The 24,133-nt window shown below is 65.0% G+C and carries 24 protein-coding genes; 4 read left to right on the top strand and 20 right to left on the bottom strand.

What is annotated here, in order from left to right; translation table 11 throughout:
- Window positions 1–76: 76 nt before the first annotated feature.
- The 3 genes from EKH81_RS00295 to EKH81_RS00285 form a co-directional block, all read right to left on the bottom strand.
- Window positions 77–820: a uroporphyrinogen-III synthase gene (locus EKH81_RS00295; RefSeq protein WP_132059244.1), complete on the bottom strand. Its 744-nt coding sequence runs from the start codon at window positions 818–820 to the stop codon at window positions 77–79.
- Window positions 817–1,953, bottom strand: a complete 1,137-nt coding sequence (gene hemC / locus EKH81_RS00290) for a hydroxymethylbilane synthase (RefSeq protein ID WP_132059243.1) — start codon at window positions 1,951–1,953, stop codon at window positions 817–819. The genes EKH81_RS00295 and hemC overlap by 4 nt, the downstream gene beginning before the upstream one ends.
- 83 nt (window positions 1,954–2,036) lie before the next feature.
- Window positions 2,037–2,603 (bottom strand): hypothetical protein, encoded by a 567-nt coding sequence (locus EKH81_RS00285; protein ID WP_132059242.1) that lies wholly within the window; start codon window positions 2,601–2,603, stop codon window positions 2,037–2,039.
- A 141-nt stretch (window positions 2,604–2,744) separates the two neighbouring features.
- Between EKH81_RS00285 and EKH81_RS00280 the strand changes: the two genes are divergently transcribed.
- The gene (locus EKH81_RS00280; RefSeq protein WP_132059241.1) at window positions 2,745–3,917 is read left to right on the top strand and encodes an MFS transporter; all 1,173 of its coding nucleotides are present in this window, start codon (window positions 2,745–2,747) and stop codon (window positions 3,915–3,917) included.
- 22 nt (window positions 3,918–3,939) lie between these two features.
- On the opposite strand, the gene EKH81_RS00275 is transcribed toward EKH81_RS00280, so the two are convergent.
- Window positions 3,940–4,410 carry a hypothetical protein gene (locus EKH81_RS00275; protein ID WP_132059240.1) on the bottom strand — a complete coding sequence of 157 codons (471 nt, stop codon included), beginning with the start codon at window positions 4,408–4,410 and terminating at the stop codon, window positions 3,940–3,942.
- Between the two features lie 201 nt (window positions 4,411–4,611).
- Here EKH81_RS00275 and EKH81_RS00270 point away from each other — a divergent pair, with 201 nt between their 5' ends.
- Entirely contained in the window at window positions 4,612–5,343 is a 732-nt protein-coding gene (locus tag EKH81_RS00270) for a competence/damage-inducible protein A (RefSeq protein ID WP_132059239.1), read from the top strand.
- 18 nt (window positions 5,344–5,361) lie between these two features.
- Here the strand turns inward: EKH81_RS00270 and EKH81_RS00265 are convergent, their stop codons facing one another.
- Both EKH81_RS00265 and hemL read right to left on the bottom strand, forming a co-directional pair.
- Entirely contained in the window at window positions 5,362–5,997 is a 636-nt protein-coding gene (locus tag EKH81_RS00265) for a hypothetical protein (RefSeq protein ID WP_132059238.1), read from the bottom strand.
- A gap of 126 nt (window positions 5,998–6,123) precedes the next feature.
- Entirely contained in the window at window positions 6,124–7,464 is a 1,341-nt protein-coding gene (hemL, locus tag EKH81_RS00260) for a glutamate-1-semialdehyde 2,1-aminomutase (RefSeq protein ID WP_132059237.1), read from the bottom strand.
- Window positions 7,465–7,570: 106 nt separating this feature from the next.
- Here hemL and EKH81_RS00255 point away from each other — a divergent pair, with 106 nt between their 5' ends.
- Window positions 7,571–8,011 carry a DUF7522 family protein gene (locus EKH81_RS00255; protein ID WP_132059236.1) on the top strand — a complete coding sequence of 147 codons (441 nt, stop codon included), beginning with the start codon at window positions 7,571–7,573 and terminating at the stop codon, window positions 8,009–8,011.
- Between the two features lie 46 nt (window positions 8,012–8,057).
- Here the strand turns inward: EKH81_RS00255 and EKH81_RS00250 are convergent, their stop codons facing one another.
- From EKH81_RS00250 to mdh, 3 genes are all read right to left on the bottom strand, one after another.
- Entirely contained in the window at window positions 8,058–8,705 is a 648-nt protein-coding gene (locus tag EKH81_RS00250) for a DUF7504 family protein (RefSeq protein ID WP_132059235.1), read from the bottom strand.
- Between the two features lie 69 nt (window positions 8,706–8,774).
- Window positions 8,775–9,179: a DUF5518 domain-containing protein gene (locus EKH81_RS00245; protein WP_132059234.1), complete on the bottom strand. Its 405-nt coding sequence runs from the start codon at window positions 9,177–9,179 to the stop codon at window positions 8,775–8,777.
- Between the two features lie 81 nt (window positions 9,180–9,260).
- Window positions 9,261–10,175, bottom strand: a complete 915-nt coding sequence (mdh, locus tag EKH81_RS00240) for a malate dehydrogenase (protein ID WP_132059233.1) — start codon at window positions 10,173–10,175, stop codon at window positions 9,261–9,263.
- A gap of 141 nt (window positions 10,176–10,316) precedes the next feature.
- On the opposite strand from mdh, the gene EKH81_RS00235 reads away from it, so the two are divergent.
- Complete coding sequence (locus EKH81_RS00235; protein ID WP_132059232.1) at window positions 10,317–10,973, top strand: Sjogren's syndrome/scleroderma autoantigen 1 family protein; 657 nt, start codon at window positions 10,317–10,319, stop codon at window positions 10,971–10,973.
- A 46-nt stretch (window positions 10,974–11,019) separates the two neighbouring features.
- On the opposite strand, the gene EKH81_RS00230 is transcribed toward EKH81_RS00235, so the two are convergent.
- The 11 genes from EKH81_RS00230 to EKH81_RS00180 all read right to left on the bottom strand — a co-directional run bounded on the left by EKH81_RS00230 (window position 11,020) and on the right by EKH81_RS00180 (window position 24,019).
- Window positions 11,020–11,319 (bottom strand): hypothetical protein, encoded by a 300-nt coding sequence (locus EKH81_RS00230; protein WP_132059231.1) that lies wholly within the window; start codon window positions 11,317–11,319, stop codon window positions 11,020–11,022.
- A 202-nt stretch (window positions 11,320–11,521) separates the two neighbouring features.
- On the bottom strand, window positions 11,522–13,948 hold the full coding sequence (locus tag EKH81_RS00225) for a DEAD/DEAH box helicase (protein ID WP_162224331.1): 2,427 nt from the start codon (window positions 13,946–13,948) through the stop codon (window positions 11,522–11,524).
- A gap of 109 nt (window positions 13,949–14,057) precedes the next feature.
- The gene (locus tag EKH81_RS00220; protein WP_132059229.1) at window positions 14,058–14,636 is read right to left on the bottom strand and encodes a dolichol kinase; all 579 of its coding nucleotides are present in this window, start codon (window positions 14,634–14,636) and stop codon (window positions 14,058–14,060) included.
- A gap of 2 nt (window positions 14,637–14,638) precedes the next feature.
- Window positions 14,639–16,387 (bottom strand): glycine--tRNA ligase, encoded by a 1,749-nt coding sequence (glyS, locus tag EKH81_RS00215; RefSeq protein WP_132059228.1) that lies wholly within the window; start codon window positions 16,385–16,387, stop codon window positions 14,639–14,641.
- Complete coding sequence (locus EKH81_RS00210; RefSeq protein ID WP_132059227.1) at window positions 16,384–17,232, bottom strand: CBS domain-containing protein; 849 nt, start codon at window positions 17,230–17,232, stop codon at window positions 16,384–16,386. The genes glyS and EKH81_RS00210 overlap by 4 nt, the downstream gene beginning before the upstream one ends.
- Window positions 17,233–18,099: 867 nt before the next feature.
- On the bottom strand, window positions 18,100–18,678 hold the full coding sequence (locus tag EKH81_RS00205) for a DUF7529 family protein (protein WP_132059226.1): 579 nt from the start codon (window positions 18,676–18,678) through the stop codon (window positions 18,100–18,102).
- A 63-nt stretch (window positions 18,679–18,741) separates the two neighbouring features.
- Complete coding sequence (locus tag EKH81_RS00200) at window positions 18,742–19,188, bottom strand: DUF7555 family protein (RefSeq protein WP_132059225.1); 447 nt, start codon at window positions 19,186–19,188, stop codon at window positions 18,742–18,744.
- Window positions 19,188–20,516, bottom strand: coding sequence for an ABC transporter ATP-binding protein (locus EKH81_RS00195; RefSeq protein ID WP_132059224.1), 1,329 nt, complete (start codon window positions 20,514–20,516; stop codon window positions 19,188–19,190). The genes EKH81_RS00200 and EKH81_RS00195 overlap by 1 nt, the downstream gene beginning before the upstream one ends.
- Window positions 20,513–21,595: an ABC transporter ATP-binding protein gene (locus EKH81_RS00190; RefSeq protein ID WP_132059223.1), complete on the bottom strand. Its 1,083-nt coding sequence runs from the start codon at window positions 21,593–21,595 to the stop codon at window positions 20,513–20,515. Before EKH81_RS00190 ends, EKH81_RS00195 begins: the two co-directional genes overlap by 4 nt.
- Window positions 21,595–22,986 carry an ABC transporter permease gene (locus EKH81_RS00185; protein WP_132059222.1) on the bottom strand — a complete coding sequence of 464 codons (1,392 nt, stop codon included), beginning with the start codon at window positions 22,984–22,986 and terminating at the stop codon, window positions 21,595–21,597. Before EKH81_RS00185 ends, EKH81_RS00190 begins: the two co-directional genes overlap by 1 nt.
- Before the next feature lies 1 nt (window position 22,987).
- Window positions 22,988–24,019: an ABC transporter permease gene (locus EKH81_RS00180; RefSeq protein WP_132059221.1), complete on the bottom strand. Its 1,032-nt coding sequence runs from the start codon at window positions 24,017–24,019 to the stop codon at window positions 22,988–22,990.
- Window positions 24,020–24,133: the final 114 nt, after the last annotated feature.

Below are 24,133 nucleotides of genomic sequence, written 5' to 3'. Positions count from 1 at the left end.
CGCGTGATTCGGGCCGGTCAACGAGCGATTGCGCCGCGAGACGGACCGCTCGACGCTCACGAATCGAGCGAGCGTCTCACTCGCGATACGTCGGCGCGGCCGCCTCGACCGCTTCGCACGCCAGTCTCTCGAAGTCCGCGACCTCCGGAACCACATCGACCTCGATACCCTCGGATTCGGCAGTCTCGCGCGTCGGCGGACCAATCGCGCCCACCACGGCGTCGTTCAGGCCCGCGATTGCTTCCTCCCGAACCCCGCGTTCGTCGGCGGCGTCGAGGAAGTGCGCGACGGTGAGCGACGACGTGAACAGTACCGCGTCGAGGTCGCCGTCGGCCGCGAGCGCGGCCGACTCGCCCGACCCCTCGGGACGCACGAGTCGATACAGAATCGTCTCGTGTACGTCCGCGCCCGCGTCCGCGAGGCCGTCGGTCAGGACCGGACTTCCGTGGTCGCTTCGGGCGACTTCGACTCGCACGCCTTCGACTTCTGCTTCGAGCGCCTCGACCAGTCCTGCCGAGGTGTACTCCTCGGGCACCATATCGACCTCGTAGCCGTGTTCGCGGAGGGCGTCGGCCGTGCTCGAACCGATAGCGCAGACGGTCGCGTCGCCGGGGTCCCACCCGGCTTCTGCGGCCAACTCCACGCCGGTCTTGCTCGTCAGAATCACGTACTCGCCGTCCTTCGGCGCGTTTCCGGTCGGTCGGACTTCGAGCATCGGGTCCGGGACGGGGTCGGCACCGAGCGAGTCGAGGAGTTCGACCCCCTCGGCGAGTCGCTCGTCGTCCGGGCGGAACAGCGCGACCCGAACATCCCTGTTCATTCTCGCTTGCCCTCCGTCTCGGGGTCGTCGCGCTGGGCGGCCTCGATGAGTTCGGCCGCACCCTTCTCGCGGAGTTCCGCGGCGACTTCCTTGGCGGCCGCGACGTGGTTCTCGACGGGCACGTCACGGGTCGCTTCTATCTTCTCGGTGCCGTCCTGGGAGAACACCTGCACGTCCACGTGGACGTGTTCGCCCTGAATCAGGCCGTGGACGCCCATTGGCGCGACACACCCACCGCCGAGTTCCGCGAGGATGGTGCGCTCGGTGGTCGTCTCGACCCGCGTCCGGGGGTGGTCGAGGACGGTGTGGAGGTCCCGTGCGAGTTCGCTGTCGAGCGACGTGACCGCGAGCGCGCCCTGTCCGGGCGCGGGAACGAACTTCCCCGCCGGGAGTTCGACGTATTCGAGGTGGTGGGCCAGCCCGCTCCGTTCGAGTCCGGCCTGCGCGAGCACGATTGCGTCGTACTCGGTTTCGACCTCTCGCTCCATCGCTCGACGCTCGACCTCCGCGAGGTCGTTGAACCACTCCTCGACGGTCCGGTCGAACTCGGGTTCGTAGTCGCGCTTGTGACCTTTCCGGGCCTCGTTGGTCTTCGCCTTGCGCTCCTTCTCGGCCTCGGTTCGGGCCTCGTGTTCGGCCTGAAGCGCGGGGGCGAGGAGCTTCTCGGCGCGCGTATCGACGTTCCCCCGGAGCGGTTCGACATTAAGGTCGGGCCGGGCGTTCAAGAGTTGGGCCTTCCGGCGGAGGCTCGACGTGCCGACCACCGCGCCCTCGGGCAGGTCGTCGAGCGATTTCCCGTCGGGCGTGACGAGCACGTCGTTCGCGCTCGCGCGCTCGGGAATCGCGGCCACGATGAGTTCGTCGGGGTGTTCGGTCGGCATGTCCTTCATCGAGTGAATCGCGCCGTCGAGGTCGCCCGACAGCACCTTCTCGTCGAGGCTCCGGACGAACGCGCCGGTCTTGCCGAGTCGGTGGATGAGTTCGTCCTGAATCTCGTCGCCGGTGGTCTCGACCTCTACCAACTCCACTTCGAGCCGCCGGTCCTCCAATGCGGCCTTCACTTCGGACGCCTGCCGGAGCGCGAGGTCCGACCCTCGCGTGGCGAGGCGCACCTTCGTCCCTCGTGTAGTCATACCCGGGAGTCGGCGGCCGAGGTTGAAACACTTGTCCGTTTTTGTGGCTGGCGTCTCCGTCGCCGAACCGATTTACCGAGTTCTCACGCAGAGGCCGACTGAGCGTCCGCACTGTCGGTCGTAGACTCTCGCGTCACCGAGGACTCCTCCGTATCGGCGTCGGTCGGCCGAGCGGGCATCTTCTCGTTCGTCCGGAAGTGAGACAGCGCCGCTCCGGCGAAGACACCGACGACAACGAGCGAAACCTCGGCAATCATCCGCACGAGGACAAGGAGAGCCAGCAAGACGCTGTTTGCATTCGGCGACATGGACTGACCGACGTACAGCCAAACCGCCCAGATACTCCCGACACTGACCAGACTGCCGACGACGACCGCCGCACCAAATCGACGGTACTCGCGAGCCACGTCGAGGTGGCGGGCGGCGTAGTATCCGAATCCGATTGCCAACAGGAGCGCCGAGAGCGGTCCCGCACTCTCGACGATGAGAGTGTAGATAGCGACAGATTGACCTGTGGTACCGATTACCGGAACTGCCCCTTCCAGCCCGTTGTTGACCCATCTGGTGACGATGGCCGAGGGGGCGAACTGGGCGACGAGTCCGAGCGCGCTGATAACGCCTGCTAACACACCGATGCGTCGAGGTTTCATTGTCAGATAGTGTTTTCGCTCCCACATAAATATTGGCGCGTGAACACTTTCGGCTCGCATCACTCCCGTCGAGCGGTAGACACCGCCACCGAGATTGCCGGACCCCAAAGCCACTTCGTTCGACTCCGCCAACGCTCGGTAGTGAAGTGGCGATACAGACACACGGTTCTCGCGCTCGCCACGGTCGCCTTCTTCGCCACGATGGCCGCGCGAATCGCCATTAGCCCGGTCGTGCCCCGAATCACCGAGTCGTTCGAGGTCACGACCGGAACCGTGGGAATCGCACTCACCGGAATGTGGGCGGCCTACGCGCTCGCGCAGTTCCCGAGCGGCGTCCTCGGCGACCGATTCGGCGAGCGCCGGGTCATCCTGACCGCGGTCGGACTCACCGCAGTCGCGAGCCTCCTGCTCGCGGTGTCGCCGTCGTACCCGACGTTCGCACTCTTCGCCGTCGCGCTCGGCGCGGGGGCGGGCCTCCACTACAGCGTGGCGACCACGTTTATCTCGAAGCACTTCGACGACATCGGCCGGGTCATCGGCGTCCACGTCGCGGGCGGTCCGCTCGCAGGGTTGCTCGTTCCGGTCGCCGCCGCCGCGGTCGCGACCCGGTACGGCTGGCGGCCCGCACTCCTGCTCGGCGCGGTGGTGGCCGCACCCACGTTCGTCGCGTTCTCCCTGCGAGTGCGGCCCACCGAACCCGAGCGACCGGACCAGCGGATGCGCGAGCGATTCGCGCTCGGCCCGCTGGTCCGACTCCTCTCCCGGCCGGAAATCGTCTACACCACGGTTCTCGCGGTGGCCGGTGCGTTCACGTGGCAGGCGACCGCGTCGTTCCTGCCGACGTTTCTGGCCGAGCATCACGGGCTGAGGGCCACGACCGCGAGCGGCCTGTTCTCGCTCTACTTCGTCGTCCACGGCTCGACTCAGCCCGTGATGGGGTGGCTCTCGGACCGCTTCGACAGAGACGCCGCCGCCTCGCTGTCGATGGGACTCGGCGTACTCGGGTACGGCGCGCTCGCGTGGGGGTCGGGTCTCTCGACGTTCGTCGCCGGGGTGTGTCTCGCAGGCGTAGCGATGAGCTGGGGCGCGCCGCTTCAGTCCCGGTTCATCGACAAGCTCTCGGCCGAAGAACGCGGCGCTGGCTTCGGACTGGTCCGGACCGTCTACATGCTGCTCGGCGCGACGGGGAGCGTCGTGGTCGGCGTGCTGGCCGACACCGCGGGGTGGACGGTCGGGTTCGGTCTCCTCGCGGGCGTGATGGCCGTCGGGTTCGCGGTTCTGACGGCGAATCGCGCGCTCAGACTCGGTTTGTGAGTGCGTTCACGACACACTCGAACTACGTCCACGGCGCGCTCGGGACGCCGACGTACCGCCCGCGCTTTCGGAGGTAGTACACCGCGAACGGGACGCTCGCGACGAAGCCCGCGATAATCGGCACGACGGGACTGACCGGAAATCGGAGGACCAACAGGACCGCTCCGACCGCGACCAGCACGACGAGACCGGCGAGCGCGACGAGCGCCTGGCGCATCGGCTCGGGTGCCCACTTCCCGCTCGTCCGGTTCACGTAGTTAGCGTCCCGATACACCGCGACCGGGAAGTACGCGGTGAGGAACGCGAACGGAATGCCGAGCGCGACCATCGAGAGTTCGACCACTCTCGCACCGAACGAGAACGCCTCGAACGACGCCGCGAGCGCGAGCCACGCGAGGGTCGCCACCCAGAGGACGAACGCGCCGGGGATGGCCGCCACCCAGTACCAGTGGTGTGAGCCGTCGGTTCCGCGTGCGTAGCCGGAACTGCTCATAGTCGGCGTTGGGAGCGCACCGATAAACGAGTGTCGCACGCGGGCGAGCGTACGGACGAACGCGGGCGAGCGCGGTGGCGGACGAGCGTTCGCGTGCGAACGCTCGTCCGCCGTGTGACGCCCTCGACGGTCCGCCGTGTGGCACCCTCGACGCCTCGCCGACCGGACGGCTTTTATTTGGGAATCGCATTCCTTCCGTCGATGGAAGTCGCCATTCTCACCGTCGGCGACGAGGTGCTCGCGGGCGACACCGAGAACACGAACGCGTCGTGGCTCGCCCGACGACTCACCGACAGCGGCGCGACCGTCGCGCGCATCCTTACGGTGCCCGACGACCGCGAACTCATCGCCGAGACCGTCAGCGAGTGGGCCGACGCCTTCGATGCGGTGGTCGTCACGGGCGGACTCGGCGGCACGCACGACGACGTGACCGGGGACGCAATCGCCGACGCGTTCGGCCGCGACCTCGTGGTGGACGGCGCGGTCCACGACGACGTGCTCGCAACCGTGGCGGCGTACCGCGACGAGAACCCCGAGACGGTCGAGGCCCACGACGTAAGCTTGGATGTGGACGCGTGGGCCGCGCTCCCGGCGGGAAGTCGAGCCTTGATAAATCCCGAGGGGCTGTGCCCCGGGTGCGTCCTCGACAACGTCTACGCCTTTCCGGGCGTCCCGGCCGAGATGCGCGCGCTGTTCGAGCAGGTCGCCGGGGAGTTCGGCGGCGACACCGTCTCGACCACGCTCTACACGCCCCAACCAGAGGCGTCGGTCGTCGAACCGCTCGCGGGCGTCCGCGAGCGGTTCGACGTGACGGTCGGGAGCTACCCCGCCACGGAGGCCCGGAATCGGCTGAAAGTGAGCGGGACGACTGCCCAGGAGGTGGCGGATGCGGTCGCGTGGCTCCGCGAGCGAGTCGAGGTCGCCGAGGAGTAGAGCGCGCCGAAAGCGCTCTCAGGGAGCACCGACGTGTCGGTGGCGCTTGAACAGGTAGTAACCGCTCACGGCCGCCGGGACGACGACGGTGACGGCGCAAACGAGGATGACGAAGAAGTAATTAATCGGATTGGGAACCCAGTCGCTGTCGGTCGCTCGGACGCTGACCGCGTCCTTGTAAATCGCGATTGGGAGCACGCCCCCACCGACGAAGAGGACACCGAACATTCCGACGGTGAACGGAAGCGCGAGAACCGACGCCACACCAGACACGACGACGACCGCGAAACAGGCGACGACGCCGTACCACCAACCGTTCCAGTCGTTCGACGGCGTGGTGGTGTACCGATACCGATTGTAGAGGTAGTGAGCACCGACGAGTCCGGAGAGGAAAAATCCGCCGAGTCCGTACAGTATCGGTGAGGGGTTCCACTCTCCGTCCGCGCTCGCGACCGCCTTCGCATCGCCGTACACGCTCACGGCGATGAGAATCGCGAGTACGAATCCTCCGAGCGTGCTCGCAACGAGGACCACCCCCAACCCTGCAAGCAGTGGCTCTCCCAAGGTAGGTGCCCGAAACGAGTATAGCAGGAACAGACCGACGAGCCCCACCATCGCGGGGAAACCGAACATCGAGTATTCGAGGACCGTCATCCATTTCGATTCGACAGCCGGACCAGATTCTCCGAACGACATGTATGTACGAAATCCAGTTCAAACGATGATTTAAAATAGGTGTCGGAGATTATATGTGTTGATAACTGGGAGCGTTCTCGCTCGCTACAACGCTTCCTTGTACGCTTCCAGCGTCTCCTCCACGTCTTCCTCAGTATGCGCGTAGCTCAGGAACTGCGATTCGAACTGATTCGCGGTGAGGAACACCCCCTGCTCGCGCATCGCGGGCCAGAACAGGCGTTCCCACCGCTCGGTCTCGGCGGCCGCCACGTCGGCCCGGTTCTTCGGGCAGTAGCCGAATCGCGGGCAGTCGGGGTTCTGGCGGCATCCGGCCTCGCACTGGCCCTCGGTGTCGCGCGGCCCCTCGCGGGTGAACACGACCTTGAACATGCTGTCGTGGCCGAGGACGGTGTACTCCGGCGCGCGGTCTTCGAGGATGTCCGTGAGGCCCGACCGCATTTTGTCGCCCAAATCGCTGAGGTGGTCGTACACGTCGTTCTCGGCCGCGAACCGGAGCATCTCCAGTCCGGCCGTGAGCGACAGCGGGTGGCCCGAGTACGTTCCGGCCTGGAACACGTCGCCGGTGGGCGCGAACTGCTCCAGAATCTCGGCGGGACCGCCGACCGCACCGACCGGGAAGCCGCCGCCGATGACCTTCGCGAAGGTGGTCAGGTCTGGCGCGACGCCGAACTTTCCTTGGGCGCACTGAAGTCCGCCGATTCGGAACCCGGTCATCACCTCGTCGAAAATCAGGAGCGCGCCGTGGTCGTCGGTGACCTCCCGGAGCGTTTCGAGGTAGCCCTCGACCGGCCCCACCGAAGCGCAGTTGCCGAGAATGGGTTCGGCGAGGACCGCGGCAATCTCGTCGCCGCGCTCCTCGAACACGTTGCGAACCGCCTCCTCGTCATTGAACGGGACGGTGATGGTCTCGGCCGCGAAGGCGTCGGGGATGCCGTTCGAACTCGGGGACGCGACCGCGCCGGTCTCGCCCTGAACGAGGGTCGATTCCTGCGCGCCGTGGTAGCCGCCCTGCATGACGACGATTTTGTCGCGGCCGGTGTGCCCGCGCGCGAGTCGAACAGCCGAGGTGGTCGCCTCGGTGCCCGAATTGACGAACCGCACCATCTCGACGCTCTGGACGTGGCGGGCGATGAACTCCGCGAGTTCGACCTCGACCTCGGCGGGCGCGCCGTACATCGGGCCGTCGGCGAGTCGCGACTGGACGGCCGATTCGACCTGCTGGGGCAGGTCATGGCCGAGCAGGAGCGGGCCGTACCCCATCACGTAATCGACGTACTTGTTGCCGTCGGCGTCGACGACGTGCGCGCCGTCCCCGCGCTCGACGAAGAACGGGTAGGGTCGGGTCGCTCGGACGGGGGAGTTGACGCCGCCGGGGAGAACCGAGAGCGCCCGGTCGTACAGTTCGCGGGAGCGTTCGTCGTGCATGCTCGGCGATTCGGACTCCTCCGTGAAGTCGATTTCTGTCTGGGTAACGCAGACGCCGATTTCACTAACTGTTATACATCGACCGCACTTCGGTCCGTTCGAGAACATGGTCGATACGCCACAGGAACCGCGGGAGAATCTCGACGAGGAACTCGACGAGATATCCGACGAACTGCGCGACGTGAACGACGACATTCGAGACCTCATCAGCCAGCTCCGCGAGCAGACGGACGCACCGCTCCGTCTCGCGGTCCGATTCACTGCCGACGACTCAAAGGTGCTGTTCATCAGAGAGGACGTTCGCGAGCAGTACACCGACGACGAACTCGAAGAGCGCATCGAGACCATCGTGATGAAGGGGCTGGGAGACCCGCCGCGAGAGCGACCGCTATTCGATTTCGGGACGCTCGACGCGACGATTCGGTGGTACGAGAACGTGCAGGTCGCCCACTTCCCGTACCGCGAGTGGTCGGGTCTCGCGTTCGTGTTCGACCGGCGCGAATCCCCCGTGGTCGATTTGGCGAAGCGGTATCTCCAAGACGAGTGACGGTCTCCTGCGCGAGCGAGGGATTTCGAGGCGAGCGAAGGACTGCTCAGAACGCCGTCCACGTCCGTGGGCCGAAATCGCCGCCGCGGACGCGTAGTTCGGTGGCGTCGTCTGTTTCTCTGACCTCCACGAGCGCGTCGAACAACTGCGTCAGTTGCCCGGAGATTTGGCGGTCGCCGCCGACCGTATCGAGGGTGAAGACGCCCGTGAACCCCGAACTCGCGATTCGCCCGGTGACGACGTGGAGGAACTGATAGACCCGTCGGAGGTCGGCGTACATGAGGACGGGCGACAGCGAATCGAATCCGAGACGCGCGTGTTCGATGTCCTCGTCGTGATAGAACTCCCGCATGAACCCCGAAAGCTCGATGCCGATTCCGGTGAGGTCGCCCGAGTCGGTGACGTAGCGCACCGTGTCGGTGTCTCGAACGCCGTCGAGAGACTGGCCCTTGCTCACACAGTCTACCAAGCGGAGGTCCCACGCGTCGAGGTCGTATCGCTGGTCGAAGATTCGGCGCAACCGTGTCCCATCTTGTTTGGTCGTCGCGAGGATGGCTCCACGGTCCGGCGTGTCCAACAGCTCCAGCATCACGGCTCGCTTTCCCGTCAGCGGCTCCCCGGTGACGAGGACGCTCGTTCCGCTGTCGAGCGATTCTGGCGAGAGAGGCAGTTCTATCCCGGCTTCGTGGGACACTGTTCTTGAGAGAGTTTCAGTACCAGTTGATAAAAGTGGTACGTTCGCACCGCACAAACGCAAAATAACTTATATTTCCTGACGCAGGTACGCGCCGAGCGCGCCCCCGAGCGCACCAGCGCCGACGAGATAGCCCGCGACGACGAGCAACAACAGACCAGCGAAGACGATGGAGAGTCCGAAGAGCGGGTCGAGGCCCAAGCCGAGACCGAAGAAGCCGACCACGAGCCACGCGACCAGCGCGGCCGGAATGCTGGCGACGGCTCCCGCGAACGCGCCGACCTTCGCGCCCTCAGCGAGGTCGCCGCGCTGGAGGAAGCCCGCGACGCCGCCGCCGATGATGGCGGCGAATGGGAGGAGCGGCGCAGTGACGACGGTGACGACGGCACCGACCAGCGCGTTCACGAAGGTGTTGGGCTGGTCTCGGGTGGACGAGCGGGTTCGCTCGCGGGAGAGAGTCTGCTCACGGGACATGCGCGGGTCTTGTACCTCCGTACCGATATACTTTGGCGACGGTCGTCGAAAAGAGTCGAAAAGTCGTTCGGAGAGAAGTCCTCAGGCGATTTTCTCGTACTGCTCTGCGAGCTTGTCGGCGGCCTCACCGAGTTGTTCGCGCTCGAACTCGGTCAGGTCCCACTCCACGACTTCCTCGACGCCGTCCGAGCCGAGTTTGAGGGGGACGCCGAGCGCCACGTCGTCGTGGCCGTACTCGCCGTCGAGCGCGATGGAGCCGGGCAGGACCTCGCCGGTGTCCCGGACCACAGCTTCGACCATGTGGCCGACGCCCGTGGCGGGACCCCACTCGGTCGCGCCCTTCTTCTCGATGACGTTCATCGCGCTGGTCTTGAGTTCGTCGAGAATCTCGTCCTTCTCGTCGTCGCCGAACTCGGGGTCGTTGCCGTTCACGCGGACCTTCGAGAAGACGGGGACCTGCGCGTCGCCGTGCTCGCCGAGAATCGTCGCCTCGACGTTCTGAACGGGGGCGTCGAATCGCTGGCCGAGGACGTACCGGAACCGCGCGGAGTCGAGTCGGCCGCCGAAGCCGATGACCTGCTCGCGCGACCGGTCGCCGGTCTCGTAGAGGTGGCGGTTCAGGAGATCCACCGGGTTCGAGGTCGTAATCGTGACGTAGTCGTCGTTGTACTCCGCGAGCGACGACCCGATGTCCGCCATGATGGGCGCGTTGTCGCCCGCGAGGTCGATTCGGGTCTGGCCGGGCTGGCGCGGGATTCCGGCGGTGATGACCACCACGTCCGACCCCTCGGTCGCCTCGTAGCCGCCCTGTCGGACGGTCGTGTTGGCGTCGTACGCCGCGCCGTGGTTCACGTCGGCGGCCTGCCCGACGGTGTCTTCCTCCTTGTCCGGGATGTCTACGAGAACGAGTTCGTCCGCGATGTCCCGAAGCGCGATGTTGTACGCCGCCGCGGCCCCGACGGTTCCGGCCGCGCCGACCACGCTGATTTTCGTCATACCACGTGAATCCCCGCCCGCAAATCTGTTAAGCCCTTCGGAAATCCCGAAAAACAGAGGGAGAGACGGCAGGGGACGCTTCCGGCGCGTCGAACGCCCGAGAACACGACCTTTTTCGGCAATCGGCACCATCTACCCGACATGAGCAGCGACGATTCGGGCTTCGACAAGGAGGCCGAGCGAGAGAAGCTCCGCGAGAAGTACGAGCAGGACAAGAAGGACCGCGAGAACACCCAGCGGATGAGCGAACTCCTCTTGCAGGGCGCGACGATGACCGGCAAGCACTGCAACGAGTGTGGCGACCCCATCTTCCGGTACGACGGTCAGGAGTTCTGTCCGACCTGCCAGCGCGAAGTCGATGGGGGACGGGGCGAAGCTGCAGACGCCGGGAAAAACGAGACCGAGTCGGCCGACGACGACCGAGGCGAGCCGACCGACCCGACCACCCAAACCGAAGCCGCGAACCGAACGACCGACGAACCCGAGGGAGCAAGCACCGACGAGCCCCGCGTCGAAATCGACGGCGTTCGGGTCGCGGACCGACACGCCGACCGCTCGAATCTGCGCGACCCGCCCTCACAGCGGGGCCGAAATCACGACCACTCCGGGCGGTCGGCTTCCGGTAGCAAAGCGGGGACGGCCGACCTCTCCCCGGCCCGCGAATCGCTGGTCCGGACGCTGACCGACCTCGCGCGCCGCGCCGAGGAGACCGACGACGTGGCTCGGGCGCGCGACCTGCTCGCAGCCACGCGCGAGGCCGCCGAGGCGCTTGCGGCGCTCGACCGGGCGAATCGGTAGGGTCCGGCCCCTGTCGGCCGGGCCGTCGCTGTCGGCCGGTCTCTCGCTATCGTTCGGTCGTCTCGACCGCCGAGGGCGTCCGCGGTCCGAGCGTTCGCGGTCGGATGACCGGCGCGGCCTGCATCCGCGCGAACAGCACTTCGATGTCGCGGGAGTCGTCGTTCTCGTCGCGGGGTTCGTGCTGCGGGTCGCCGTAGAGCGCCTGCTCGTCGTACTCGGTTCGAGGTTCGTGGTGCGGCTCACCGTACAACCGCCGCTCGTCCGCGGCGTGGGGTCCGTCGCTCGACCCGTCGTATCGCGAATCGTCGAATTCCGAGGTTCGGGCGGAGGGGAAGTCGTACGTCATGTTACTCAGTACCTACCTGACGATAGCCGGGAGTTTAATTGGTAACAGCCGTTTCGCCGAGTTTCACCCGACAACGCGAGCGTAAAACCGTGTTACCACGTTCCAAGGTAGCATTACGCATGTGCGGGGGTGGCAGTATCCTACCGAGTAATCGGAGCATTCCCGGGCATCGTTCAGAACCGTTTACGGCGGTCAGCCGCGATTACTCGTCGTAATCGCTCCCGACGACTTCCCGAATTCGCTCGGCGGTGACTTGCCCGACGCCCTGAACCTCCAGCAGGTCGTCCTCGCGCGCGGTCATCACCGATTCGACCGTTCTGAACTCCTCCAGCAGGGCGCGAGCCGTGACGGGGCCGATGTCGGCGATGGACCCGACCACGTACTCCTGCTGTTCGGCGAGCGTCTTGCTCGCCTTCTCACCGTGGACCGACACCTCGCGGTCGTCTTTCTCCTGTTCGCGAGTCGCTACGACCTCCAGCAGGTCGGCGGTGTCGGCCTCGTCTCGGGTCCGGAGGACGCTCGCGCCGAAATCGACCGCGAGCGATGCCAAGGCTCCGCGAACCGCGTTCGGGTGGACGTTGCGCTCCTCGTAGAGGTCGCCGCCCTCCAGAATCAGAATCGGCCGGGCGTAGTGGCGGGTCGCGTCCCGAATCTGGTCGAACAGGGACCTGTCTCCGCCGGTCAGGGTGTCGAGGAAGTCCGAGACCGACTTGCGCTCGACCACCACGCGGTCGCTCAGCACGTAGTCGCCGACCGCGAGGGTTTCGAGTCGTGTCTCGATTCCCTCGCGGGTCGAGAGGTCGCGGGCGATGGTCGAGTCGAGTTCGCGCTGGTCGGCCACGATTTCGACCGTCTCGCCCGACTCGGAGGTCTCGGTTTCGCCATCGGTGGTTTCGTCAGTATCTTCGCTCTCGCTGGACGCCGACGCCGAGGCGTCCTCGGCGTCGGCGTCCCCGGTGTTAGCTTCCCCGGTATCGAATTCCTGCAAGCCGTGTTCGACCTCGCTCGTGGACGCTTCGGCGGTCGCTTTCGGGTCGCTCCCGAAGTCGCCCAACTGTCGTTGCGAGTCGTCGAGTTCGTCCTCCATCTCGCTGGCGACCCCCTTGAGTTTCCGGAGTTCGTCCTCCATCTCGTCCTCGCGTCGCTTCGAAATCCAGAAGTACGCCTCGTCGCGGGTGTCCTCGGCGAGCAGGACCGCGACCTTCCCCTCGGCCTGTCGGCCGGTCCGACCCTTGCGCTGGATTGACCGGATGGCGGTCGGGACGGGTTCGTAGAACAGCACGAGGTCCACCTCGGGCACGTCGAGGCCCTCCTCGGCGACCGAAGTCGAGACAAGCACCTCGAACTCCCCGGCCCGGAAGCGGTCGAGCGTCTCCTGCTGTTGTTTCTGGGTCATGCCGTCGCTCCCGTCCTTGTCGCCCTGTCCGACGAACCGCTGGGTGTCGAAGTGCGCGCCGAGGAAGTCGGTGAGCGCCTCGGCGGTGTCGCGGGACTCGGTGAACACGATGACGCGCTCGCCGTTCTCGATGCCGAGCGTCTCGGCGATGCGGATGCGAGCGCGCGAGTACTTCGGGTGGAGGCCGTCGTACTCCTCGCACCGACGCATCGCCTCCTTGACCTTGGGTTCGCTCACGAACCGCTGGCTCGCCTTCGACGCGCCGGAACTCCGGGCGGCGTTGCGCTGGCGCTCGAAGTACCGTCCGAGCGCCTCGACGCTCTGGGTCTCGACGTAGGTCACCGCGGTCCGGAGCTTCCGAATTTCCGCGAGCGCCGACATGCCTTTGAACCCCTCCGACTGGTCGTTGTCGATGAGCTGTTGAAGTTCCGCCCGCATCTTCTTGAGGTCGGTCTCCGAGAGGTCGGCGCTGGTCTTGCGCGTGATGCCGAGGGTCTTGAGTTTCTCCAGTCGGTCCTCGATGACCTCGTTCAAAGCGTCTCGAATCTCCAGAATCTCGTCGGGTAACTCCACGCGCTCCCACTCGACTTCGGTGTCGTGGGTGAACTCGTCCACGTCGCTGTCCTCCTCGGTCATCACCTCGACGTTCCGGATGCCGAGGTTCTCGCACACGTCGAGAATCTCCTCCTCGTCGCCGCCCGGCGAGGCGCTCATCCCGGTTATCAGGGGGTCGGCCGCGTCCTGATGGTATCGCTCGGCGATGTAGTTGTAGGCGTAGTCGCCGGTCGCACGGTGGCACTCGTCGAAGGTAAGGTGGGTTACGTCGCCCAAATCGACCCGACTCCCGACGAGGTCGTTCTCGACCACCTGCGGCGTGGCGATGACGACTCGCGCGCTCTGCCAGAGTTCGGCCCGGTCGTCGGGACTCACCTCGCCGGTGAACATCACGATGTCGTCGTCGGGTACGTCGAGCGCCTCGCGGTAGAAGTCGGTGTGTTGCTGGACCAGCGGTTTCGTCGGCGCGAGAAATAGCACCTTTCCCCCCACGTCGGCGAGTCGCTCGGCGGTCACGAGCAGGCTGACCGTGGTCTTGCCGAGACCGGTCGGCAGACAGACCAGCGTGTGGGTGTCCTTGGCCGACCCCGCCAGCTGTAGCTGGTAGAGTCGGCGCTCGATGAACTCCGGGACGAGGAGTTCGTGTTCGACGTACTGCTGCTCGCCGGTCGTCGCCATTCGTGGAGAGGTTCGTCGGCAAGCGATTAAAGGGTTCGCGTTGCGGGGTGAAAGTGAAACGAAGGCGAAAAAGCCAGTTTCGGCCCGGCCGCGGTGAACTCGCGCGTTCTCAGAATGTCACCGTCGGCAGGTACTGCAGCGACAGATAAATCGCGACCGCCGCGCCCACCGGAATCGTGAGATTGTCGTCGACGACGTAGCCCGAGATGACCGGCTTCGCGCCGTCAGCCAACGTCGCCGCGAGCGCGCCGAGGATGGCCGCAATCACGGGAAGCCCGGAGAGACTGGCGATGAGGACGCAGACGCCGAACGTGAGCAGGAGGGTGTGGGCGGCTTTCACGCCGAGTTCGCCCGACCCGACGAGGCCGCTGATGGGGTCGGCGATGGTGAGCATCAACATCGCGGGAATCGCAACGCGGGGTTCGAACGCGAGCGCGGCCACGGTCATCCCGAACATGTAGAGCGCGTAGCCCGCGACGTTGTCCTGCTCGTACTCGCGGGTGAGTTCGTCGAAGATTCGCCAGTCGAGACCGACGAGTAAACGCACCGCTTCGAGCGCGAGCGCGGCGACCGAACTCGCGACGAGCAGGAGGCGGAGTTGGTCGTAGCTCGCGAGACCGAGCAGGAACAGCGCCGGGTAGCCGGTGCCGCTGACGTGGACGAGTCGGCGCTTGAGTTCCCCTGCCACGGTCACTGCTCGGGCGCTGGCGCGTCGAGTTCCGCGAAGGTCGTTTCGCCCGCCTGCAGGTCGGCGAGGAGGTCGTCGAGGTCCGAAATCGGCACCCGGACCTGTTCGGTCGAGTCGCGCTCGCGGAGCGTGACTGCGTCGTCTTCCAGACTCTCGTAATCCACCGTGACGCAGAACGGGGTGCCGACCTCGTCCTGTCGGCGGTAGCGCCGACCGATGTTACCCGAGTCGTCGTAGGTCACGTCGAGACCCGCCGCGCGCAGGTCGTCGGTGATTTCGCGGGCGACCTCGCCCATGCCGTCCTTGTCCATCAGCGGGAACACGCCGACGAAGGTGGGCGCGACCGCGGGTTCGAGCGCGAGACGCGTTCGCGTCTCGCCCTCGATTTCGTCAGTTTCGTAGGCGTGGTCGAGGACGGTGTAGACGACGCGGTCGATACCGATGGACGGTTCGACCACGTGGGGGAGGACGTGTTCGCCCGTCTCCTTGACCTCCTCGACGGAGAAGCCGGTCTTCTCGGTCGGGATGGCGTACTCCTCACCGCCAACTTCGACGGCGACTTCCTCGCCGTCGAAGGCTTTGCGGTCGCGTTCGGCGAGCGTTTCGAGCGCGTCAGCGATGTCGCCCGCCGCGCCGCCGAACTCCGGACCGAGGTAGCTCATGTCGGGGTCCACGGTGGCGCGCTCGACCACTTTCGGCTCGTCGTACTGCTTGAACACGGTGAAGTCGTCGTCGGAGTACTCGTCGTGCTTGCCGAGGTCGTAGTCGCTCCGGTAGGAGTAGCCCGTAATCTCTATCCAGTCGCCGTCCACCTCGCTCTCGGCGTCCCAGCAGTCCGCCGAGTAGTGGGCGCGCTCGCCCGGGAGGTGCTGGCGGTAGCGGAACCGGTCCATGTCCACGCCGATGGACTCGTACCACTGCTTGCCGACGCCGAGGTAGTAGGCTATCCACTCGTGGACGATGCCCTCATCGACGGCTTCTCGGACGGTCTTCGTGACGTACTCGCCGTCGTCTTTCTCCTGTTCCTCGGCGGAATAGAGCGTGAGTTCCACGTCGGCCACGCGGTCGAGCGGGGGTTCGTCCTCGGTGGGGTCGATGAAGTGTTCCAACTCGGCCTGCGTGAACTCCCGGACCCGGATGATGGACTTCCGGGGGCTGATTTCGTTCCGGTAGGCCTTGCCGATTTGCGTGATACCGAACGGGAGCTGATTCCGGGCGTACTCCGCGAGCTGGGGGAACTCCACGAAGATGCCCTGCGCGGTCTCGGGCCGGAGGTAGCCCGGCGAGGAGTCGCCCGGACCGATGTTGGTCTCGAACATGAGGTTGAAGTCCTCGACCGGTACCCCGGCGAGTTCGGCGTCGCAGTTCGGACACCGGAGGTCGTGGTCCGCGATGAGGTCCTCGACCTCGGAAATCGGGATGCTCTCGGCCTCCTCGATGTCGGTGTTGTCCTCGATGAGGTGGTCGGCGCGGTGGCTCTCGCCGCACTCGGGGCACTCAACGAGCATGTCGTCGAAGGTGTCGAGGTGACCCGACGCCTCGAAGACGGGTTCGGGCATCACGGTCGGGGCGTCGATTTCGCGGTGACCCTCCCGAACTTGGAACCGCTCGCGCCACGCGTCCTCGACGTTGTCCTTCAGGGTCGCGCCCTCCGGGCCGTAGGTGTAGAAGCCCGAGACGCCGCCGTACGCACTCGCCGACTGGAAGAAGTAACCCCGGCGCTTGGCGAGTTCCACGAGGTCGCGGCTCATCGGAGCGCCTCCAGGAGATTGATGTCGCGGACGATGCCCGTGAGTTCGTCGCCGTTGACCAGCGGAATCTGTTCGATGTCGTGGCGGAGCATCATCTGGGCGACCTCCTTCGCGGTCTTGGTCCCCGAGACCGTCACCACGTCGTGGGTCATGAACTCCCGGACGGGCGCGGCCGGAATCTCGACGTTCCGGGTCGGCAGGTAGCGCTTGCCGACGGCCTTGATGGACTCCCACTTCCAGTCGTCGTCGTCGTCGGCGATGGAGTCGCCGGTGTCGGCTTCGCCTTCGACCACGCGCGCCACGTCGATGATGTCCACCTCGGTCAGCACGCCGTCCATCTCGCCGTCGGCGTCCAGCACGACCGCGTAGGGGAGGTTGGCGTAGTAGAGTTCGCGCTCGGCGACCGTGAGCGGCACCTCGTCGTAGGTGGTGTTCACGTCGCGGGCCGCCAACTCGGCGACCTGCGTCTCGCCGTCGGCGTCCCCGTCGGCGATGGCCCGGACCACGTCGGTCACGGTGACGATGCCCTCTAGCGTGCCGTCCACGACCGGCACGCGCCGGGTTCCCTCGGTGACCATCAGCGCCGCGACCTCCTCGATGGTCGTGTCCTGAGTCGTGGTCGGGACCTCGCGCATCAGAATGGCGAGTTGGTCTTCGTCGGGGTTCTCGATGAGGTCGTCTCGGGAGACGAGTCCCTGAAACTCCTCGCCGTCGTCGGTCTCCTTGACTACGGGGACCGAGGAGAACGAGCGTTCCTGTAGGTATTCGAGCACGTCGTCACGGGTGCCCGGAATGGTCGCGGTGACGACTTCCGAGCGTGGCGTCATGGCTTCGCCGACGTTCATGTTCGGCGCGTACGTGTTGGGCCTTCTTGTAGTCTACGAAGCGAACACTCGTAGCGGTGGGAAATTTGGACCGGGAGTACGCGGTGGTCGTCGGTCGTTGAAATCGGTCTAGAGCGAACCAAACCACGACGCGCTCGGTGGGACACCAATCCCGGCGCGCGCTGGCGCGGCCCGTCAGTGGCCGCGCCGAACCGCGCGAGGGCCGAGTAGCACAGCGAAGCGAGCAACGCAGGCGGTTGGGGAGGGCGAGGTGCGGTCGCGGTGCTGTGCGGTTTCTCATTGGTGGAAGCAACAGCTAGCTTTGTGTCGTCCTCCAGTGGACGCGGCCACTACTACGAAGCTAGCTAGCTACCGTTGACGGTACTCGTCGTCAGGGCGCTCTGCTGACAGTTCGGCCTTGATAAACTCGCCCAACTCCATTGTCAGGCTAAAGCAGGACCAATCTTTTGATGCAATAATTACCATCACGGCTATCAGACCAATCAGTCCAATTAGGCCGATAAAAAATGCAGAACCCACAGTCATTCTGTGCTCACCTGTTTGTTGAGACCGTACCAGACATTCTGATCTGCGGGGCTGAGTTTTTCACCATCTAAGCTTCTCTTTCTCATGGTTCCGTAAAAACGGCCCCTGGTAATATATGCGGACGCAAAAATAGGGTGGAACAATCAACGAATCCACTGCGATTTCTAACACCGTCAATACCTCCGTTCAAACCCTCGACAGGCCAAAATTCCGCGGTCTTATGTATAGAGGTATTTATATCCACCCGCCAAATACCGGTGGAACACTCGACTTGGAAAAGTACCTAAAGCGAGCGAAGACCCTGCCCGAAACGTCCCTGGAACAATAGCTTTCGCGAAGTGATTACTCCGAGTCGTCCCCGTCCGAATCGACCTCGAACTCCACGCCGTAGCCCGTGTACTTCTCCGGATTCGGGAAGAACTTCTCCACGTCGTCGTGGCGGAACGACCCCAAGTGCGTCTTGTCGAGTTTCTGGACGTGAGTGTACATCACGTCCTCTTCGAGCGCGTTCTTGACCAGACCGGCCGCGTGGCGGACCTCGAAGTTGCCCGCGATGAGGATGGCCTGCTCGGTATCGGGGTCGAGCAGTTGGGTCACCAGAAAGACTCGGCCCTGCATCTCGTTGCGGAACACCTGATACTTCGGGAATTTCCCGGTCTCCACCGCGTCGGCGAACGCCTCGGCCTTGTTGCCCGGCACGACGTGGACGAGTCCGAAGCGGTCGGTCTCGCCCGCGTCGGGGTTGGTGGGTGCGGTGTGGCCCGCGCCGATGGGCAGAACATCCCACCCCTCGGCTTCGAGGTCGTCGGCCATCGTCTGCATGTCCTCGATGGTGCGCTGCCACGCGTTCTTGTGAACGTCGGCGCTGGCCGCAATCTGCTCGGCGTAGTCGGTGTCGTCCCCGGCCCCGGTCTCTGGCATACGTGTGTCTGTCTACCTGCTGGCGGTAAAATTTGTTGCTTGGCGGTCGTCACGGCGGCCGAGTCACACCCCGACACCGAAGACGGTCTCCATGACGAACGACCACGCGAGCACCGCGAGGCTGGCGAGGAACAACTTCGCGCCGTCCGAGAGCCTATCGTCGGGCGCGAGCGGGTAGCGCGACACCGGCGGAATCTGCTGGACCGCCGCCTGAAATCGGGTCTCGTCGCGCGACCCGACCACCCTCCCGTTCGAGGTGTTTCGCGTCACCTTCAGTTCGCCGTCTTCGGTCGATTCGGTCCCCCACGGCGGACTCGGACGCAACTGAAACGTCCCGTATCCGAACAGCAACAACCCCACGACGAACATCACGAACTTCGCGGTCACCAGACCGCCTCCCGCCGCAAACCCGACGACAGCGCCGCCAGCGAACACGACTGCCGCAACCGCGAGGGCGTACGCGAGCGCGTCGAGCGCCTGCCGAGCGCGGCGCGAGGCGGTCGAAGACATCACCGTTCGGTGTAGGGTGTGAACTCGTCGGGTTCGTCGTACTCAGCGAGGTGACGGTGGCACGTACTCGCCCGGCCGGTGTCGCTCACCACGTGGTGGGCGGGCGTCTCCGAGTCACAGATGCTTCCGAACTCCTCGCCGAGATACTCGCGCGCCTTCGCCTCCTCGTTGTTCGCGACGTACGTCGCCGCAGTGTCGATGTGCTCGCGCACTTCGCTCGGCACGTCCAACTCCGCGAACAGTTCGGTCCGAATCTCGCCGATGCTCGAAAACCGAGTGTCCATCCCGAGTTTCTCCTTTGCGATTTCGGTCAGCGTCTTCTCGGCGCGCGCACGCTCGCGCAGGACTTCGCGGAACACCTCGATGGCGACCCAGAGGTCGGCGTCCATGTTCTGATACTTCTCGGGCCGAATCTTCATCGGACACCGAGTCGTGAACGGACACCCCTTCGGCGGGTCGCGCGGACTCGGCGGCGTCCCGCGCAGGGTGATGCGCTCTTTGTTCGCGGTCGGGTCGGGTTCGGGAATCGCCGACAGCAGCGAGTGCGTGTACGGATTCTTCGGATTGTCGAACAACTCCTCGCTGTCGCCGAGTTCCATCACGTGGCCGAGATACATCACCGCAACTCGGTCACAGATGTGCCGGACGACCGAGAGGTCGTGGGCGATGAACAGGTACGTCAGTCCGAACTCGTCTTGGAGGTCCTCCAAGAGATTCAGAATCTGGGCTTGGACGCTCACGTCGAGCGCCGACACCGGTTCGTCGAGCACGACGAACTCGGGTTCGAGCGCGAGTGCGCGCGCGATGCCGATGCGCTGGCGCTGGCCGCCCGAGAACTGGTGGGGGTACCGGTAGTAGTGTTCCGGGCGAAGCCCCACTACGTCAAGGAGTTCCCGGACTCGTTCGCGGCGCTCTTGGGGCGTGTTCCAGGCGTGAACGTCGAGCGGTTCGCGGATGATTTCGCCGACGGTCATCCGGTCGTTCAGACTCGATTCGGGGTCCTGGAACACCATCTGGCTGTTGCGCCGCCAGTTCTTGAGTTCGGTGCCCGACAGTTCGGTCACGTCCGTCCCATCGAACAACACCTCGCCATCGGTGGCGTCCTCTAACTGGATGAGGGTGCGTCCGAGCGTGGTCTTGCCACAGCCGGACTCGCCGACCAGTCCCAGCGTCTCGCCGCGCTTGATGTCGAAGTTGACGCCATCGACGGCTTTGACCGGGTTCGAATCGAGAATCGCGCCGTCGTCGTAGTACGTCTTGAGGTCGTTGATTTCGACGAGCGTCTCGCCCGTCGCGACACTCACCGACTCCTGTATCTGTTCGCTCATTCGTTGGTCACCTCCTCGTCGTTGCCGCGTCGGTCGTGGACTGCGACCGCCTCCTCCCGAGACTCGTCTTCGGGATACAGCAGGCAGGCGGCGGTGTGGTCGTCGGCGTCGGCGTTGACTTCGACCCCTTCGGGGTGGACCCGAGTGCAGTCGTCGAACGCCTTGGGACATCGGGGTTCGAACCGGCAGTACGTCGCGGGTTCGTTCGGTGTCGGCACGTCGCCCTCGATGGTTTCGAGGCGGTCGGCGTCGGGCTGATTGCCCGGAATTGACTTGAGGAGTCCCTGGGTGTAGGGGTGGCGTGGATTCGCGAACAGTTCCTCGACGGGCGCGCTCTCGACGACTTCGCCCGCGTACATCACGTTGACTCGGTCGGACGTCTCGGCGATGACGCCCATGTCGTGGGTGATGAACATGATAGCGAGGTCGCGCTTCTCCTGCAGGTCGTCGAGCAGTTCGAGAATCTGGGCCTGAATCGTGACGTCGAGCGCGGTCGTTGGCTCGTCGCAGATGAGGAGTTCGGGGTCACACGCCAGCGCCATCGCGATGACCGCGCGCTGGCGCATCCCGCCCGAGAACTCGTGGGGGTACTCTTTGACCCGCCGCGAGGCGTCCGGGATGCCCACCGCCTCCAAGAGGTCGATGGCTTCCTCCGTGGCTTGCGCGCCCTTCATCCCCTGATGAAGTCGGAGGGCTTCCTTGATTTGGTTGCCCACCGAGTAGACGGGGTTCAGACTGGTGAGCGGGTCCTGGAACACCATCGCGATGTCGCCGCCCCGAATGTTGCGGTACTCCTTTTCGGTTTTGTCGGTGAGTTCCTCGCCGTCGAACCGGATGCTGCTACCGTCGAGGATTCGACCGGGCGTATCGACCAGTCCCATGATGGACCGGGCGGTGACGCTCTTTCCGGACCCGGACTCGCCGACGATGCCGACGGTCTCGCCCCGCCGGATGTCGAAGCTGATGCCGTCTACCGCCCGAATCACCTCCTTATCCGTGAAGAACGCCGTCTGCAGGTTCTCCACCGAGAGCAGCGGCTCCTGCTCGCTGCGAGTCTCGGTGCGTTCGGTCTGTGCCATCAGGCACCACCTCCGGTGCCCGCGGTGGCCTCAGTACTCGTGTCGCCGCCCTCGCTCTGCGGGTCAACGGCGTCACGGATACCGTCGCCCAGCGCGTTGAACGCGGTTACGACCAGCACAATCATCACGCCCGGGATGAACGAGATGTGCCACGAGGAAGTGGTGACGTACGCCTGCCCCATGTCGATGGCGCGGCCCCACTCGGGCGTCGGCGGGCTGATTCCGAGTCCGAGGAACGAGAGGCCCGCGACCGCGACGATGATGCCGCCGAGGCTCATCGAGGCGTACACCAACAGATAGCCGAGGATGTACGGTGCCATGTGCTTTTGCATCGTCACCCGCGGTTTCTGACCGAAGCTCTTGGCGGCGTCTATCCACTCCTGTTCGGCCACCTGAAACGCCGGACCGCGGACCGACCGCCAGAGGAACGGCCAACCCGTCCCGGCGAAGATGAGCGCCAACAGGAAGCCGCCGTTGTAGATGCTCGATATCCACGACCCGCCGAGCACCACCGACAACAGCATCACGAACAGCAGTCTCGGGAGCGACATTATCGAGTCGCCGGTGATGACGACCACGAGGTCGACCAGTCCCTTGTAGTAGGCGGTCAGCAACGCGAAGGCCGCGGCGATGAACCCGCTGATGCCGATTGACACCAGACCGATGAACAGCGACACCCGCGCCCCCGCGGCCATGAACGTGAACATGTCCTTCCCGCTCGGTATCGTTCCGAACGGATGGAACCGACCGAAGTCGTCGTACTGCATCGGACCGACGTTTCGGTCGGGGTTGCCCTGCGACCGCGAACCGAGGTTCGCCTGTCCGACCGTGGTGTTCTGGAGTTCGCCGTCCTCGTAGTACTCGACGTGATACGAGTACGGGTCGGAGATGGTCCGTTCGACCGTCGTCGGGCCGAGCGCAGGCGCGAACAGCGCCATCACGACGAACATGAACACAATAATCGCGCCGAACTGCCCCCATCGGTGGCCCCGAAGTCGGTCCACCATGTCGTCGCGGGGCGTCCAGTCGGCGTGACGGTAGTGTTTTCGGAAGACGAGATAGCCCCGCCAGACCCACCACGCCACGATGAACGCGTACAGGTAGATGAGGACGACGCGGAACGCCCACGCCTGTCCGGCCGAGAGACCGAGGAACGTCTCCTCCCAGACACCCGCTGGCGTCTGATAGCCGTTGTTCGGGATGACGTCCCGCGAGAGCAGCGTCGGGATATCGACCGGAGAGCCGAACAGTCCGGTGACCGCATTGACGACCGCACCGGCTTCGAGGACGAACAGCGCCAGCGCGCCCGCGAGCCACCGCATCGCTGGCTGGGGCGTTTCTCGAATGCGTTCGACGAGCGATGCGTCGGCGTCGTCGTTGACTCCGCTCATATTAGTTACCTCCGTCGTAGCCGACTCGCGGGTCGATTATCGTGTACAGCAGGTCCTGAACGATGTTTATCACCACGACCAGCAGGATGAAGATGAACATCAGCGACCCGACGAGGGGCATGTCACCGTTCGTGATGCCCTGGAAGAACAGGAATCCGATGCCGCTGATGTCGAACACCGTCTCGACGAGGACCGACCCGCCGATGAGGAGGAACGCCTCGCCGGTGATGATTGGCACCAGCGGGATGAGCGCGTTCCGGAAGATGTGTTTCCACACGAGCGACCGCGGCGGGACGCCCTTCGCCTTCGCGGTCTCGATGTAGTTGGAGTTGATGGTTTCGAGGACCGCGGTTCGGCCGATACGCATCTCGTTACCCATCGACGCCGAGCCGAGAACGATTGCGGCCGGGGCGATTTTCTTCAGTGCCCGAAGGAACTGGTCGGGGTTGGTGAACAGCCCCCAGATGGGGTCCGGAAGCGGCGGCGGTCCCGTCACGATGGTCGGGACGAGCCACGCCTCCCAGTCGAATCCGAACAGTATCTTCTCGGACTGTGAGAGGACGCTCATCAGGATGACCGCGAGCCAGAAGTTCGGCATCGCACGCCACACGATACCACCGAACGACGCGACGTAGTCGCTGAACGTGTTCGGATTGAGTCCCGCGTAGAAGCCGAGCGGGATGCCGATGAAGATGGCGATGAGCACCGACCAGAAGCCCAGCCAGATGGTTCTGGGCGCGTAGCTGAGCACGAGTTCGTACACGCTGGTGTTGGGCTGGACCACCCATGACTGACCGAGGTCGAAGGTGAACAGCCGAACCATGTAGTCGATGTACTGTTGCCAGAGCGGTTGGTTCAATCCCAGTCGCCGTTCGATGGCCTCGTACGCCTGCGGGTCACCCTGCGGGCCGAGAATCGCCGAGACCGGGTCGAGTGGTCCGGCTCTGATGACCAGAAACGTAATCGAAGCCCCGAACACCAAGACCGGGATGGACAATAACACACGCTTCGCGAAGTACCGCCACCTGCTCACGGCGAACCACCGCCGTGGATGCGGCTACGCGCGTCGAATTGTATGTTCCCAAACTGGACCGCGCACATGCGTGATGAATTTGCGGGACGTATCATTATGTCTTGCGCTTCGTTG

The organism is Halorussus amylolyticus, assembly GCF_004143485.2.
Lineage (GTDB): Archaea > Halobacteriota > Halobacteria > Halobacteriales > Haladaptataceae > Halorussus > Halorussus amylolyticus.
Note: the sequence above shows the minus strand (reverse complement) of the source record. Positions and strands in the feature narration are given on the sequence as shown.